Annotated in this window: 15 protein-coding genes; 4 read left to right on the top strand and 11 right to left on the bottom strand. The window is 57.7% G+C overall.

Annotated elements, in window-relative coordinates:
* Position 1: 1 nt before the first annotated feature.
* From murJ to LKR43_RS00355, 10 genes are all read right to left on the bottom strand, one after another.
* Positions 2-1,351 carry a murein biosynthesis integral membrane protein MurJ gene (murJ, locus tag LKR43_RS00400; protein ID WP_227681834.1) on the bottom strand — a complete coding sequence of 450 codons (1,350 nt, stop codon included), beginning with the start codon at positions 1,349-1,351 and terminating at the stop codon, positions 2-4.
* 1 nt (position 1,352) lies between these two features.
* Complete coding sequence (locus tag LKR43_RS00395) at positions 1,353-2,378, bottom strand: SDR family oxidoreductase (protein WP_227681833.1); 1,026 nt, start codon at positions 2,376-2,378, stop codon at positions 1,353-1,355.
* Positions 2,379-2,418: 40 nt separating this feature from the next.
* Complete coding sequence (gene tviB / locus LKR43_RS00390) at positions 2,419-3,693, bottom strand: Vi polysaccharide biosynthesis UDP-N-acetylglucosamine C-6 dehydrogenase TviB (RefSeq protein WP_227681832.1); 1,275 nt, start codon at positions 3,691-3,693, stop codon at positions 2,419-2,421.
* Between the two features lie 45 nt (positions 3,694-3,738).
* Complete coding sequence (locus LKR43_RS00385) at positions 3,739-4,818, bottom strand: glycosyltransferase (protein WP_227682284.1); 1,080 nt, start codon at positions 4,816-4,818, stop codon at positions 3,739-3,741.
* A gap of 542 nt (positions 4,819-5,360) precedes the next feature.
* On the bottom strand, positions 5,361-6,050 hold the full coding sequence (gene coq7, locus LKR43_RS00380) for a 2-polyprenyl-3-methyl-6-methoxy-1,4-benzoquinone monooxygenase (RefSeq protein WP_227681830.1): 690 nt from the start codon (positions 6,048-6,050) through the stop codon (positions 5,361-5,363).
* 31 nt (positions 6,051-6,081) lie between these two features.
* Positions 6,082-6,693 (bottom strand): hypothetical protein, encoded by a 612-nt coding sequence (locus LKR43_RS00375; RefSeq protein WP_227681828.1) that lies wholly within the window; start codon positions 6,691-6,693, stop codon positions 6,082-6,084.
* Positions 6,690-7,301, bottom strand: coding sequence for an SCO family protein (locus LKR43_RS00370; protein ID WP_227681826.1), 612 nt, complete (start codon positions 7,299-7,301; stop codon positions 6,690-6,692). The genes LKR43_RS00375 and LKR43_RS00370 overlap by 4 nt, the downstream gene beginning before the upstream one ends.
* Before the next feature lie 20 nt (positions 7,302-7,321).
* Complete coding sequence (locus LKR43_RS00365) at positions 7,322-7,918, bottom strand: cytochrome c (RefSeq protein WP_227681824.1); 597 nt, start codon at positions 7,916-7,918, stop codon at positions 7,322-7,324.
* A gap of 62 nt (positions 7,919-7,980) precedes the next feature.
* Positions 7,981-8,574 carry a cbb3-type cytochrome c oxidase subunit II gene (locus LKR43_RS00360; protein ID WP_227681822.1) on the bottom strand — a complete coding sequence of 198 codons (594 nt, stop codon included), beginning with the start codon at positions 8,572-8,574 and terminating at the stop codon, positions 7,981-7,983.
* 2 nt (positions 8,575-8,576) lie between these two features.
* Positions 8,577-10,247, bottom strand: coding sequence for a cbb3-type cytochrome c oxidase subunit I (locus tag LKR43_RS00355; RefSeq protein WP_227681820.1), 1,671 nt, complete (start codon positions 10,245-10,247; stop codon positions 8,577-8,579).
* A gap of 186 nt (positions 10,248-10,433) precedes the next feature.
* Between LKR43_RS00355 and LKR43_RS00350 the strand changes: the two genes are divergently transcribed.
* From LKR43_RS00350 to LKR43_RS00340, 3 genes are read left to right on the top strand one after another with little or no spacing between them, the layout of a single operon-like run.
* Positions 10,434-10,856, top strand: coding sequence for an OsmC family protein (locus LKR43_RS00350; protein WP_227681818.1), 423 nt, complete (start codon positions 10,434-10,436; stop codon positions 10,854-10,856).
* Positions 10,857-10,867: 11 nt separating this feature from the next.
* Positions 10,868-11,662 (top strand): thymidylate synthase, encoded by a 795-nt coding sequence (locus LKR43_RS00345; protein WP_227681816.1) that lies wholly within the window; start codon positions 10,868-10,870, stop codon positions 11,660-11,662.
* A gap of 18 nt (positions 11,663-11,680) precedes the next feature.
* The gene (locus tag LKR43_RS00340; protein ID WP_370632041.1) at positions 11,681-12,175 is read left to right on the top strand and encodes a dihydrofolate reductase; all 495 of its coding nucleotides are present in this window, start codon (positions 11,681-11,683) and stop codon (positions 12,173-12,175) included.
* 28 nt (positions 12,176-12,203) lie between these two features.
* On the opposite strand, the gene LKR43_RS00335 is transcribed toward LKR43_RS00340, so the two are convergent.
* The gene (locus tag LKR43_RS00335; RefSeq protein WP_227681814.1) at positions 12,204-13,634 is read right to left on the bottom strand and encodes a PLP-dependent aminotransferase family protein; all 1,431 of its coding nucleotides are present in this window, start codon (positions 13,632-13,634) and stop codon (positions 12,204-12,206) included.
* 150 nt (positions 13,635-13,784) lie between these two features.
* Here LKR43_RS00335 and LKR43_RS00330 point away from each other — a divergent pair, with 150 nt between their 5' ends.
* Entirely contained in the window at positions 13,785-15,110 is a 1,326-nt protein-coding gene (locus LKR43_RS00330; protein WP_227681812.1) for an aspartate aminotransferase family protein, read from the top strand.
* Positions 15,111-15,160: the final 50 nt, after the last annotated feature.

The following is a 15,160-nucleotide window of genomic DNA, read 5'->3' as shown; positions in this document are numbered from 1 at the left end:
TCTAGCGGGATGGCGCATTGCCGGCAACGGGCCGCAGCGCCACCATCACATAACAAACGTAAGAAGAAGCGTACATGATGCTGGTCGCCAGCATGATGCCCGCAGGTCCCATGACGGGAGCCCACAGATAATTCATCAGGGCCTTCATCAGGAAATTGGCCACCGCAATGGCTGCCATGATGCGATAGCGGTTCTGGCTGGCCAGCAATTGCACCAGTATCAGCACGCCAAAATAAAAAGGCATTTGCAGCAGCCCCCAACGCAACACATGGGCTACTTGCAGTGTATTTTCTGCAGTGAACTCGCCTCGTTCGAACAGCAGCGCCACCCCCCATGGGGCCAGCACCCAGCCTGCCAGAACCACGCCGATACCTGCCAACAGCATCAGCGCCGACCATTTCAACGCCGTGGCGCGCGCCCTGTGCTGATCCCCCCGTGCCTGGATATCCGCCAGAACAGGCAGGGCTGCACGTCCCACCGACGCCGCGCCCACACCCAGCAACAACGATAGCAGACGGCTGGCGTAGCCCAGCGTGGCGTTGGCATTGCCATCCAGTCCCGCAGCCGTGTATTGATCGATAGGGCCGACAAAGCTCATGGCCACCTGCCCCACGAGCATGATGCCTGCAGCCTTGACCAGGTCAGGCCACTGATGCGCATTCAGGCTCCAGCGTGGCCTGCCCCACATGCCGTCGGCTCTGGCAGCCAGCCACAACAGCCATGCCGACTGAATCATGTAGCCGACCAATGTGCCCCACATCAACGGGCCGACGTCATTGACCGTCGCTGCCAGCAGCACCCAAATCAGTATGACAATGGCCGGCACGCTGTCCAGCAAAGTGTTGATATGGCGCTCATGGGCACGCAAGCGTGCTGCGCTCAGACCAGTCATAAGTGTGAGCAGGGCTGCCGGCGCAAATGCGAACATCAGCTCGCCGCTCATACGCCGTGCTTGTTCGGGCAAACCCATTCCAGCCCATTCCAGTACCCAGGGCCATGCAACATAGGTACCGACGGCCAGCACCGTTCCGCCGGCAATCAGCCAGGCTTGCAGCTCACCCATGAAAAGCCTGCGCGCCGCACGGTCTTCCCTGCGTGTACGGACCAGCACCGGAATGAGGACTACCGACAGTGCCCCCACGATAGTGACCGGCAGCCAGTTCGCCATGACCATGGTGAACTGGTAGGCATCGACCGCATCGCTGACGCCATAGCGGTAGGCCACCGCCATTTCCTTGAACGCACCCGCAGCCTTGCCCAGCAACAGGAAGAAAGCAACACGCATCGCCCCCTGGGCGATGCGCTTGTGGTCAGAGTGCAGCCCGGCCAGACGCTGCCTGAACGTTTTCAAATTAACGCAGGAACTGCGTATACCAAGGCATGGAGACTTCCAGCCCCTGCACGATGGTATGCATCGGCTCGTAGCCCAGCAGTTGCCTGGCCTTGCTGATGTCGGCCTGGGAGTGACGCACGTCGCCCGCCCGGAAGTCGGCATAGACCGGCTGCTTGTCGTACACGATACCGTTGTTGCCCAATGCTTGCGCCAGGTACTCGAACAGCTCGTTCAGGCTGGTACGGGCATTGACGGCCACGTTGTAGACCTGATTGACACCTTCGGGCTGCGCCAGTGCAGCAAGAATATTTGCCTGCACCACGTTTTCGATAAAGCAGAAATCGCGACTGGTTTCGCCGTCTCCGTTCACCACCACATCGTCGCCACGGATCATGGCAGCGATCCACTTTGGAATAACGGCGGCATAAGCTCCGTTGGGATCCTGACGCTTGCCGAATACGTTGAAGTAGCGCAGGCCGACACTGCCAAAACCATAGGAACGCTGGAATACATCGGCATACAGCTCGTTCACGTACTTGGTCACGGCATACGGCGACAATGGCCGTCCGATGCGGTCCTCGACCTTGGGCAAGGCCTCGTGATCGCCATAAGTAGAGCTGGACGCAGCATAGACAAAGGACTTGACTCCGGCATCACGCGCAGCCACCAGCATGTTCAGAAAACCACCAATATTCACGCTGTTGGTGGTGACAGGGTCTTTGAGCGAACGGGGAACCGAGCCCAATGCAGCCTGATGCAGGACGTAATCCACCCCTTCGGTGACCTGGCGGCAAACTTCGGCATCGCGAATATCGCCTTCGATAAGCGTGAAGTTGCTCCATTGTTCAGCGCTGACCGTTTTCTGGACTTCCTCGAGGTTATAGCGATGGCCCGTGGCGAAGTTATCCAGGCCCACTACCTTCTGCCCCAGCATCAAAAGTGCCTCAAGCAGGTTGGACCCAATGAAACCCGCGCATCCGGTAACCAGCCACACCTTGGGCTCGGATTGCAGACCTGCCGTGATTTCCTGATATCGTGTGCTCATATGTACCCCTCGTAATTCAAAAACCAGTATGTGCGGCGCCTTACAGGCGCAAGTCAGCCTCGTCGGCTTTCAGTACATACTTAAGGTCGTACAACACGTGCTCTGGCTTGCCCAGCGCATGAATGGCCTGACTGCCCATGGCGACAAACTGCTCGTGTGCGACGGCCAGGATAATGGCATCGTATGCGCCCTGTGCCGGGCTGGAAACCAGCTCTATGCCGTACTCATGCTGTGCTTCCTGGGGATCGACCCATGGGTCGTACACATCGACCGCTATGCTGTATTCGCCCAATTCCCGGACGATATCGACAATACGCGTATTGCGCAGGTCGGGGCAGTTTTCCTTGAAGGCCAGACCCATGAGCAGTACTCGCGAGCCCTGCACCTGTATGCAGCGCTGCGTCATGCCCTTGACCAGCTGCGACACCACATAGCCGCCCATGGAATCGTTCAGCCTGCGACCGGCCAGAATGATTTCGGGGTGATAGCCGATGGATTGCGCCTTGTGAGTCAGATAGTAGGGATCCACGCCTATGCAGTGGCCTCCGACCAGACCTGGACGGAACGGCAGAAAATTCCATTTGGTTCCTGCCGCCTCAAGGACAGCCTGGGTGTCGATACCCATCTTGTTGAAAATCAGTGCCAGCTCGTTGATGAGCGCGATATTGACGTCACGCTGGGTGTTTTCAATAACCTTGGCTGCTTCGGCCACCCGTATGGACGGTGCCTTATGGGTACCGGCCACGATGATCTCGCCGTAAAGCGCGTCGACCAGGTCAGCAATTTCAGGAGTGGATCCCGACGTAACCTTCTTGATGGTCGATACCCGGTGCGCCTTGTCACCGGGATTGATGCGCTCGGGGCTGTAGCCGGCGAAAAAGTCTTCGTTGAACCGCAGGCCGGAAACGCGCTCAAGTACAGGCACGCAATCTTCTTCGGTGGCACCGGGATAAACCGTGGACTCATAGATCACGATATCGCCACGCTTGAGCACCTTGCCTATGGTTTCGCTGGCGCGTACCAGAGGGGTCAGGTCGGGCTGCTTGTACTGATCGATAGGCGTAGGCACGGTCACGATGAACACGTTGGCCTGGGCCAGGTGCTCGGCCTCGTTGCTGAAGCTGAGTTGCTTTGCTTCAGCAAGCTCGGCCTCATCTACCTCGAGCGTATGGTCACGCCCTTCTTTTAGTTCGGCCACACGCCTGGGGTTGATGTCGAACCCCAGCACAGTACGCTTTTTACCGAACTCGACTGCCAATGGCAGGCCCACGTAGCCCAAGCCGACTACTGCAAGTTTCACATCCTGAATCTGCAAGTTGAATCTCCCGCGCGAGGCGCTATTAAGATTAAGTTAATTTTACTATTTGCGGTGGTCGTTTCGCCCTAACGAGGGCAACAATAACCACGACGGACGGCGCCAGGAAACCAGGCGGGAATACAGCCAAAGGTAGGCAGACGAAAAAGCCACCAGGCTCGCGCACAGTATCCAGGCGTTATCCCACCAGATGGTTGCCGGAACCAGGCCTATCAATGCCAATACCCAAAGATAGGGTGAAGTCATGGCATTACACAATGCCGGCACCGCATGGCGTCGGTCACGACTGAAGGTCACACGGACCAGACGCCGGAAAACCAGTTGATGCAAATGCAGCGCATCGGGTTGGTCGACTGGCGTGCCCCGCTTGAAACGGCGACGCCAGATGGAAAACAAAGTCTCGAAGACCGGGTAAAACAAGACAGCCAGCGCATAGAACGGCGAAACACTGGGGTTGCGCACCACCAGCTGCACCGCAAGCTCAGCCAGCATGAAACCCAGGAAATAGGCGCCGCCATCACCCAGAAAAACACGTCCGAAGGGGAAATTCCAGACCAGGAAGCCCAGCGTGGCAGACGCCAATGCCGCTGAAATGAGGAAAATGGGAATATCCTGAACCTGCAGGGCGACCAGCGCCAGGGACAAGGCCATGAGCGTGGCTATCATGCCCGCCAGGCCATTCATGCCGTCCACAATATTCAGTGCGTGCGTACAGCCACCCACTGCGATCATGGTGAACAGCAGGGATACCGGCCAGAATGCCAGGATGGTGTCGGCCCACGACAAACCCACACGCGATACGCCACCCAGCAGCCACCAGGCAATCGCTGCCGAAAGGAAGGCGGCCAGCAGACGCTTGCCCGCGCCTACGTCCTTGGTGATGTCTTCAAGCAAACCCGCCACGAATACCGGCATGGCCGCAATGAACAATACGGGCCACAGCCAGGTCAGGGTCATGTTGCTGGGCCCGAGCACCAGCAGCCCGGCAAGGCTGCCGGCCACAACAGCCAGCCCACCCACGCGTGGCGTTGCCCGCGAGTGAGAGGCCTGCGGTTTGCTTAAATCAGAGTCGCCTGTAAATACCCCGTGCCAGCGTTCGGAGGCAACGATCAGCCCGCCCACCATGAACGCTACGACACAAATATAAAACCAGGTAAACGATTCCCAGAGAGGAGAAGAAAACACACGATCCCTATGAACAATGAATGCATTGATATTATGTGCCGTGCCTGTAAGCAGACTGCTCCAATAACGGTAAGCAATTGCGTCAGACGTATCTTTTTGCTACGCAGCAATTACTCGTACGACACATGTGCAACTGTAGGATAGAAAGGCTGAAAAAGGCAAAAAAAAACCCGAGATCGTGAGATCTCGGGTTAAATCCACCAAAGGAGGAGGGTGGAGGAGACAACCTTGGCATGTCGGGCTACGAAAGCTGATTAAGCTTGAGCCTGGGTGATCAAGGGTTTTCCCTTTGCAATCACGTCTCGACATCCGATAACTAAATTGTATATAAACAGATGGTGCGTTGCAAGATAATTGTCGAAGAAAACTGTAACCAAGCATGTTTTGTCGTTTTTTTAGCACTTTACCAATCACAAAAGTGCTCCGGCGTATTTAATCGTTAACCCTAGCGCCTCATATTGTTACAACTTCCTGCCCTGCGATCAGATGCGGTAGGCGGTAGTCGTCATGATTTTGGACATGAATCGCATGGCAAGCTGCACAGGCCTGGCCAGCGTTTCCGCTCCGTGGGTTTCTGCAGTATTGCGATGAGTGATTTCGTCATCTCGCATTTGCGTGACAATGCTGCGCGAACGCGCATCAGCATTGGGCAGTTCGGCAAGATGCTTGTCCAGATGCTGCTCGACCTGCCTTTCCGTTTCGGCCATGAACCCCAGATTTCTGCCGACCCCGGCACGACTGGCCAGCACCCCCAGCGAGAAGGAGCCGGCATACCAGAGCGGGTTAAGCAGGCTGGGCCGGCTGTTCAACTCGGTCAGGCGGTCACGGCACCAGACCAGGTGATCGACCTCTTCGGCCGCGGCCTGATGCAGCACAGCCTCGATTGATGCATCGCGACAAAACAAGGCCTGCCCGCGGTATAAAGCCTGCGCGCAGATTTCACCCACATGATTGACCCGCATCAGGCCGGCGACGTGTTTTTGCTCGGCAGGCGTCAGCTCTTCAGCGTTGTCAGTGAGTGACTTACGGGCGCCTGCCGGATTGGCGCGGCCGGCCTGCACCGAACCTTCGAGCACCCGTACGGCACGACCGGCCTCGGCGAGCGCTCGGTCAAGCATGCTCATGCGACGGGTGAATCGTGGCGCTTGCGGAGTTGAATTCGGGCTGCTCATAAGTCTTCCTTGAATATTGCACGTTCAGGGTCTATTTTGACATTAAACGCCGCAGCCGGTTCCGCTCGGTCCATAGCCAGACCACCGGCACCACCACGGCCAGCACCACCAGGCCCCGCCCTGCCATTTCCTGGTCACTCAGCAAATACGCATTGCACAAGCGGCTGTTGTCTTCCTGGTAGATCAGCCCCACAACCGCCATCATCCAGGAAAGATTGCCAAGGAAAAACAGCGTAATGACGCTGTTGGCGCGACGCAGGGCATCAAACAAAACCACGCCGGTAATAAATAGCCCGACATACTTCACCATTGCGACCATCGGGAACAGCATGACGTCGTCCAGCGACTTCGGAATCATCCAATAGGCAGAAACCAGTGCTGCCAGCAATAAGCCCGGAACACCTTGCTCGTTATATCTGGCCCAGACCCGCCCCGCTCGTTTCCAGCTCCTGGCCTGGCGGCTGCTGCACCAGGCCGCCCCTGCCGCCAGTCCGGCAAAAAGGATCATGGGAATATGCAGAAGCATATGGGTGGCCATGCTGCGTGTCAGGGCGACATCGAACACCAACGCCAGCACCATCAGGACGGCGCTCATGCCTGCATACGCCCGGCTTCCGCGCAAATGACGCAATGGCCCGCTCATTGGGAAAGCTCCACTGCGCGTTCCAGAAGCAGATCGGCACTGCCTAGGTCCACAATTCGCCGCAAACGGCCATCAGGTGTCACCAGATGATAAGCAGCGTTATGCACGAACTGCTTCATGGGGGCCGGCACGACCACGATACCGAAAGCGTCCAGCAATGCCGAACGGCGGGCGGCATCGGGCGTGGCAGCAAATTTCCATACCGATGGCTCGGCACTCATGCTTGCGGCATAACGCGCCAGCTGCGCCGGCCCGTCTAACGGATCAAAGCTGATACTTAACAAATACACCTTGTCCTGCAGCCCGCGCCGCACGATGGACGCCTGCAGCTGCTGGAACTCGGAACCCATGGCCAGGCAGACGGTAAAGCAACGCGTGTACATGAAATTGACAACCGCCACGCGGCCATCATTGCGCAGCCCCTGCAGAAATGTCGTCGCGCCGCCATCTGCTGTCTGCAGCACCGCATCAGGCAGGTTGCGCGGCTCACGCAGGACATCTGCCCGACGAGCCGCCTCGGTGGTCAGCACGGTAAAGCCATCGGTCTGCAGATAAATCGCCCCCGTGCCCGCACATGCCACCAATAACGCCATCAAGAGCATACGCATGTCTGGCAGCCCTGCAGCGGCTATTTCATGGCAGCCAGATCTGCATCGCCATTCCAGGGAGCAGCCTGATCAGCCGTTGCCTCGCGCTCTGCAGCGACGGTTGCCTCATCCACCGGCCCTGCACTATTTCCAAAATTAGTGCGGATATGACTGATCAGCGCAGCCATCTGGGCATCGTTAAGCTTGTCCTTGAACATAGGCATCATTCCGTTGTACTGCGTGCCCTTCACGGTAAGCGTACCGGTCACGCCATGCAGCACGATCCGGATTGCCAAGGCTGCCTTGCCGTTTACCCACTCGGATCCGGCCAGCGGCGGAAACACGCCGGGCAAGCCCTGGCCACTGGCCTGGTGACAGGCCACGCACTGGGCTGCGTAAATCTGGGCACCATCAACCGCGCCCCCGGTGCTGGCTGCTGCCACCTTGAAATCCTGGGCTGTACGGCGATCACCGTATGCAGGCGGATTGCTTTGATGGGTCGTCCAGATATAGCCCACAGCCCAGATAAACAGGGCACTGACAATAAGTATTACCAGCCAGGGAACAGGCCGATTGCCCTCGTAGGGCTCGGGCTGCTCTCTTTGCTGCGCTTGATTTTGCTTGCTGCGATCAGACATAGTGTTCTCCGGCGGTGCCTATTCCGGCCTCAGGTTTCAAGACCTTCCTGTTCAACATGACACTAGCGGGCCTCTTCAGGAGGCGGCTTGACCGGATAAGTGCGATCCAGGGCCAGCAAGTACTCAACCAGGTCCAGCGCCTCGGGTCGCGCCACAACCACTTGCCCCACCGGCGCGTAACCAGGCGGCAGATTGACGACCTTGTCACCCTCTTGCGCCTTGTCCTTGATCTCGAACATGTACGGATAGGAAGGCATGATGCTGCCCGGCACATAAGCGCGTGGCTGGTACAGATGCCCCAGATTCCAGTCAACGCTGGGCTGACGGGCGCCGACGTTCAGCAGGTCGGGACCCGTGCGCATGGTGCCCAACAGATGCGGATTGTCGTAGTAATAGTCGCCGGCAACCGGCGCACGCCCCCAGCCGCGCTTGAAATCAGGCGCCTGTGACTGAGCCCTGGGTTGCTGGGAATGGCAATACACGCAACCGTTTTCTATATAGTGCTGTCGACCGCGCAGCTGTGCCGAGGTGTAAGGCTGCAGACCTTCAGACGGCTGAACGTCCGACAACTGCAGATAAGGCACGATCACCAGCGTCGAAGTAGCCAATGCCAGCGTGACCATGGCCCCGCCCAACAACTTGTATTCGTTTTCCATACTCAGGCCTCCACGCTCGCGGTGCCCACCTGGGTACGGCGCCCATGAAACAGGGCCGGGCCGACACGCTTGCGTCCATATCGCAAGGTCATGCTTGCAAAGTGGATGGCGAACACAATGTGACCCAATGTCATCAGCGCGCCGCCAATCGAACGGCTTTCAAGATAAGGAATCGTCACCCGCACAGACTCCATGAACGGCACAGATGCATCCAGCATGGCCACACCCTGCAGCCAGCCACCTATGGACAAACCCACGAAATAAATACCAAAGCCCAGCACCACCAGCCAGAAATGCAGGGCGATGAGCTTCGGATACGGCCACTCCCAGGACATCACCCTGGGCATCACAAAATAGATGGCACCAAACATGACCAGTGAAAAGAAGCCATACAGGCCCAGGTGTGCATGCGCAACGGTGAAATGTGTGAAGTGGGTGATGGTATTGATGCTGCGCAAGGCTTCGAAAGAGCCTTGTACAGAACTCAGCGTGTACATCATGCCGCCCAGCACTATGAACCTGAGCGTCGGCGAGTAGATCAAGGTTTTGAAATGATGACGCATGGTCAGATGCTGATTGACCGAGAACGCCAGCACCGGCACGATCATCATCATGCTTTGCACGATAGACAAAGTAACCAGCCAGCCCGGTATCGGCCCTCCGACCAGATGATGGCCACCAACCTGCCCGTAAAAGAATGCAAGCGCCCAGAAACCCAGCAACGACAGGTTATACGACTGTATCGGGCGACCTATGATCTTGGGCAAGAAGTAATAGACCGACGCCAGGGCTACGGGCGTGTAGAACAGGCCCAGTACGTTGTGCCCGAACCACCAGTTCATGGTGGCGGCCTCGACGCCGAAGTGCACGCCCGGCAAATTGCCAATAAGGAACAGCACCGGAAACCAGAAAAGCGCAGCACCCATGTACCAGATCGACACATATAAGTGCTCGACCTTGCGGTTTTGCAGGGTAAAGACCAGCGGCAGGCCTATCAAAGCGCCGCCTACAACAAACAGAATATCAATCTGCCAGGGAATCTCCAGCCACTCAAGCCCGTCGTTGAATCCCGCCGCAACACTGCCCAGACCGGCGATCAATGCAGCATTCCACAGCATCGCACCCAGCAAGGCAAAACGCCCGCCCATGAGTTCGGTCTTGAGCAATCGCGGCAGTGTCCAGATGGCAATGCCAAACGCCGCCATGGGAGCCCAACCGTAGGCCACCGCATTCAGATGCAAGGTGCGGATGCGCCCAAAGGTAAGCCAGGCATATCCGGAAAGGAAGTCTGGCTCGTGCAGCTTGATGGAACTGATCAGCCCGGCGGTCGACGCAAAGATCAACCACACCACCGCACAGGACAGAAACACAAAGGTGACATATTTGGTCGACCCATCGGCGCGCAGACGGTCTTCAAGCTCAGCCTTCATACGGGCATCACGCTCGGGATCGACCGTACCGGTGTAACTGTCGTCAACCACCTGCTGCAAGGCCTGGTGCTGGTCCCGCGTCGCGGCGGGCTCTTCCACCTTGCCTATTTCACCTTCCGTGAAGATAACGTTGGCAGCTGCCGGATTATCGTCAAAGAGCTTCTTTCGCAATGACCAGATAAAAACAAACAATCCGGTGACCGAAAGTATGAATGTCAGCAACAGTATCGTGATGGTATTCATGATTTCCTGCTTGAAACAAACCGCAAAATGGCCTGGGCTAAAACCGTAATTATATCGTTGAACGATATAAATGCCATATTCTATGCGATCAGGCGGGCGAGCCTTCAGCATGTCCCTACTTCAAACATTGGTAATCCCGTTTATGGTTATGATTGAGCCTTCAGCGAAAAATGCAGGAACGCGATAATGAAATGCACAATAGATTGGGGCGGCCCGGATGGCATGCTGTTCGTGGCCCGCACAGGCAGCGGCCATGTCACAGCCATGGATGGCGCCCCCGACGGTGGCGGAAACAATCTGGCACCACGCCCAATGGAAATGCTGCTGGCCGGTACAGGTGGCTGCGCAGCCTACGACGTGGTGCTGATACTCAAGCGCGGCCGTCACAAGGTAAGCGGCTGCCAGGTCAAACTGGAAAGCACGCGCGCCGAGACCGACCCCAAAGTCTTTACCAGGATTCATTTCTCGTTCACCGTGACTGGCAAGGACCTGCCCGTTGCCGCCGTCGAGCGTGCCGTCCAGCTCTCGCACGAAAAATACTGCTCGGCATCGGCCATGCTGGCCAAGACTGCCGAAATCACTCATTCCGTTACGGTAGTGGAAGCCTAAGGCTCGCCAACATGCATCAATACGAAGATTTCATGCGCCATGTCTACGAGCACGGCACAGAAAAAACCGATAGAACCGGCACTGGCACCCGCTCTGTTTTCGGCCACCAGATGCGCTTTGACCTGTCAGCCGGGTTTCCCCTGGTCACCAGCAAGAAGCTCCACACAAAAAGCATCTTCATCGAGCTGCTGTGGTTTTTGCGCGGCGACTCGAATGTGCGCTGGCTGCAAGAGCAAGGCGTCTCGATCTGGGACGAATGGGCGGCTCCGAACGGCGACCTTGGGCCGGTCTACGGCGTTCAGTGGCGCTCCTGGCCTACACCCGACGGCCGGCACATAGATCAGATCGCGCAAGTGATGCAGCAAATCCAGGACAACCCGGATTCGCGCCGCCTGATCGTTTCCGCCTGGAATGTGGCCGAAATACCGAATATGGCGCTGCCTCCGTGCCATGCGTTCTTTCAGTTTTATGTGGCCGACGGCAAGCTGTCGTGCCAGCTGTACCAGCGCAGCGCCGATATATTCCTGGGCGTGCCTTTCAATATTGCCAGCTATGCCTTGCTTACCCATATGATGGCCCAGCAATGCAATCTTGAGGTCGGTGACTTCATCTGGACGGGTGGTGATTGCCACCTGTACAGCAACCACATGGAACAGGTCGAACTGCAGCTCTCGCGCAAGCCTTATCCCTACCCCAGGCTGAACATCAAACGCAAGCCGGATTCCATTTTCGATTACCGCTACGAAGACTTTGAAATTGTGGGCTACGAATCACACCCTCATATCAAGGCTCCTGTTGCCGTCTAGGTTTTCATCACGCTGCCCATGACCTCTCCTATTGTCCAGCTAGTCGTCGCCTACTCGAAAAATCGCGTCATCGGGCGCGACAACACCCTGCCCTGGCGCCTGCCATCCGATCTGGCGCATTTCAAGCGTGTGACTCTGGGACATCCCATCGTGATGGGACGCAACACCTGGCTGTCGTTGGGCCGCCCCCTGCCGGGGCGCCCCAACCTGGTCATCAGCCGCAACCCCGAATATCGGGCGGACGGCGCCTCGGTGCATCCATCACTGAACGCTGCACTGGCTGCCTGCGCGAACACAAACGCCGAAAAGATATGCATCATCGGCGGCGAGCAGGTGTTTCGCCACGCGCTGGATGTGGCAGATGAAATCATTGCTACCGAGATCAAGTCTGACATCGAAGGCGACACCTACTTCCCCGCGCTCGACGCGAATACCTGGCAGGAAATTGAAAGGCTGCCTCAGCCGGAAGAAAATGGCCTGGCTTTTGATTTCGTGACTTATCGGCGCGCCTGACACGGAGCGGGCCGGACCTGATCCGGCGTCAGGCCGCCGCGCCTGCCTTGCGCATGAACCGCCATAGCGCGGGATGCAGCGAGTAAGCCACGTTAAAGCGTATCCAACCCGTATCGGCTTGCTCGGGATCGAAATAGGAACCCGGAGCGAGCCAGATGCCATCCTTGAGCGCCAATTCGGCCAACCGGCTGGCACCCTGCTCACGCCACTGCCCGCCGCCCGGTCGGGCCCACAGGAACAATCCGGCCTGTGGACGATCAAGCACTTCGAAACCGTGTTTGTCCATCAGCAGGCCCAATTCATCATGCGCCTGCCGCAGCCGCTCTTGCACTCGCTGCAAATGGGCCCGATGCCGCCCCTGGCTGAGCACCTGATGCACCATGCGTTCCATCATCTCGGGGCTGGTAAGCCCCATGGCCATTTTGGTTTTTGCAAACTCCTTGAGCAGCGTGGCATTGGCCACGACATAGCCCACCCTCATGGACGGCATGATGCTTTTCGAGAAACCCGATACATAGACCACCCGACCTGTGCCCGCCAGCGCTACCAGCATGGGCCCGAGCCCCGGCATCAGATCGCGTGAGACATCGTCTTCGATGACCCGGAAATCATATTGCTCGGCCAGTTGCAGCAGCCTGAAGGCATTGCTCATGCCAAGGCTAGTGCCAGTAGGATTCTGCAGGACCGTATTGACGAACATCGCCTTGATGTTGTGCTGGCGCGCAAGACGGTCCAGCGTATCCAGGCACAGACCATTACCGTCGCGCGGCACACTGAGCACCTTGAGTCCGGCCTGACGCAATAACTGCAGGAAGTTGGCATAACAAGGCTGTTCGACTGCAATGACATCGCCGGGCCTGAGCAAGGTACGGATGACAATGTCCAGACCTTGCGATGCGCCTTGCGTCAGCAGGATCTCATCGCTGGACAGCGGCAGACCATGCTGATCAAGACGCAGCTGTATATACTCGCGCAGGGGATGATAACCGTAAGGATGACCGTAGCCTGCAACCTGGTTGACCGGTGTCCTGGCCACCTGTTTCAGCGACTGCTGCAGGCCGGCTTCGTTCAGCCATTCGGCAGGCAACCAGCCACAGCCCGACTTGATGGGAATAGAGTGATCAGCAAAGATGTCGGCCAATAACCACGAAGCGCCTATGCGCGGCGGAACCCAGCTTGCGGGGGCCACCACAGGCGCCTCGTTGCGCGCGGTTCGCGCAACACGATATCCGGATCCGGGGCGGGCGGTCAGCAGGTTGCCTGCCACCAGCCGGCTATAAGCGGCCGATACAGTAAAGGTGCTGAGGCCATGGCTCTTGGCAAACTGACGTATGGACGGCACGGGCATGCCGGGTCGCAACAAACCCTGGCGTATGGCCAGCTCTATGGCCTCTACCGTTTGATCCACCAGGGATACGGCCTGTTTGCGGTCACGCACGGGTTCGAAGAATAACTGCATGTGACACCAAAATCTATACGATTACTCTAATTTTACCACTACAGTTTTACATTATTCATTCAACTGTATATGTATTTAGCCTGGCAGCCGGACGAGAATACTCGAAAAACCGTTGTCTTATCGATACTTTATTGCCCTGAGGCCTACATCATGACCAGCCAAGCCAACATCCCTGACCTTTCAAACCTGTGGATGCCTTTCACTGCCAATCGTCAGTTCAAGGAACAACCCCGTTTGCTGACCAAGGCCAAAGGCATGTATTACACCTCCAGTACCGGCCAGCAGGTACTGGATGCCACCTCTGGCCTGTGGTGCGTCAATGCCGGACACGGACGCCAGGAAATTGTCGATGCGATTTCACAGCAGGCGGCCGAGCTTGATTATGCGCCCAGCTTCCAGCTGGGGCATGTGGATTCCTTCCGCGCAGCGTCGGCCATTGCCAAGCTCATGCCCGAAGGCATGGACCGCATCTTCTTTACCAATTCCGGTTCCGAATCCGTCGACACCTCGCTCAAGATCGCGCTCGCCTACCACCGCGCACGCGGCGAAGGGCAACGCACACGACTGATCGGTCGCGAACGCGGCTACCATGGTGTGGGTTTCGGTGGCATTTCGGTAGGCGGCATATCGCCCAACCGCAAGACATTCTCCGGCGCGTTGCTGCCGGGCGTCGATCATCTGCCACATACGCACGACCTTTCCAAAAATGCCTACTCGCGTGGCCAACCCGCCTGGGGCAAGCACTTTGCCGACGAACTCGAACGCATTATTGCCCTGCACGATGCCTCGACCATCGCTGCCGTCATCGTCGAGCCCATGGCTGGCTCCACCGGCGTGCTTATTCCTCCCAAGGGTTACCTGGAACAGCTGCGGGCCATTACTGAAAAGCATGGCATCTTGCTGATTTTCGATGAAGTCATAACCGGTTTCGGTCGCCTGGGTGCCTCGACGGCCAGTGAGTTCTTCGGCGTAACGCCCGACCTGATCACCATGGCCAAGGGCATCAGCAACGCCGCCATACCCGCAGGTGCCGTGGCGGTCCGTCGCAACATTCACGACACCATTGTCAGTGCTGCGGCCAGCGGCATCGAGTTCTTCCATGGCTATACCTACTCGGCCCACCCCATGGCCACGGCAGCCATTCTGGCTACCCTTGGCATTTACGAAAAAGATCGCCTGTTCGAGCGCGCCAAAGACTTGTCGCCCACCTTCGAGAACGCGGCCCACAAACTACAGGGCGCACGCCACGTCATCGACGTACGCAACCTGGGACTGGTCGCAGGCATCGAGCTGCAACCGCGTGAAGGCGCCCCGGGTGCCCGCGCCGCCGAAGTCTTTGCCAAATGCTTTGATCAGGGCCTGCTGGTACGCTACACCGGCGACATCATTGCCATTTCGCCACCGCTCATCATCGAAGAAGGCCAGATCCACGAGATCTTCCAGAAAATCGAAGATGTCCTGAAAACGGTCGATTGATACTGCGTCCGGTCAGGCCTGCGCCTGCCGGATCTGCAAAGAAAATGCCG

Source organism: Pusillimonas sp. MFBS29 (assembly GCF_020687695.1).
In the GTDB taxonomy this organism is placed as follows: Bacteria; Pseudomonadota; Gammaproteobacteria; order Burkholderiales; family Burkholderiaceae_B; genus Pusillimonas_C.
This window is presented reverse-complemented; position numbering and strand designations above follow the sequence as displayed.

Coding starts and splice junctions, on each gene's coding strand:
- LKR43_RS00330 (WP_227681812.1), top strand. CDS start 13,785: ATGACCAGCCAAGCCAACATCCCTGACCTTTCAAACCTGTGGATGCCT.
- LKR43_RS00395 (WP_227681833.1), bottom strand. CDS start 2,378: ATGAGCACACGATATCAGGAAATCACGGCAGGTCTGCAATCCGAGCCC.
- LKR43_RS00360 (WP_227681822.1), bottom strand. CDS start 8,574: ATGGAAAACGAATACAAGTTGTTGGGCGGGGCCATGGTCACGCTGGCA.
- LKR43_RS00375 (WP_227681828.1), bottom strand. CDS start 6,693: ATGAGCGGGCCATTGCGTCATTTGCGCGGAAGCCGGGCGTATGCAGGC.
- LKR43_RS00355 (WP_227681820.1), bottom strand. CDS start 10,247: ATGAATACCATCACGATACTGTTGCTGACATTCATACTTTCGGTCACC.
- LKR43_RS00335 (WP_227681814.1), bottom strand. CDS start 13,634: ATGCAGTTATTCTTCGAACCCGTGCGTGACCGCAAACAGGCCGTATCC.
- LKR43_RS00345 (WP_227681816.1), top strand. CDS start 10,868: ATGCATCAATACGAAGATTTCATGCGCCATGTCTACGAGCACGGCACA.
- coq7 (WP_227681830.1), bottom strand. CDS start 6,050: ATGAGCAGCCCGAATTCAACTCCGCAAGCGCCACGATTCACCCGTCGC.
- LKR43_RS00340 (WP_370632041.1), top strand. CDS start 11,681: ATGACCTCTCCTATTGTCCAGCTAGTCGTCGCCTACTCGAAAAATCGC.
- LKR43_RS00365 (WP_227681824.1), bottom strand. CDS start 7,918: ATGTCTGATCGCAGCAAGCAAAATCAAGCGCAGCAAAGAGAGCAGCCC.
- LKR43_RS00370 (WP_227681826.1), bottom strand. CDS start 7,301: ATGCGTATGCTCTTGATGGCGTTATTGGTGGCATGTGCGGGCACGGGG.
- LKR43_RS00385 (WP_227682284.1), bottom strand. CDS start 4,818: ATGGTGGGCGGGCTGATCGTTGCCTCCGAACGCTGGCACGGGGTATTT.
- LKR43_RS00350 (WP_227681818.1), top strand. CDS start 10,434: ATGAAATGCACAATAGATTGGGGCGGCCCGGATGGCATGCTGTTCGTG.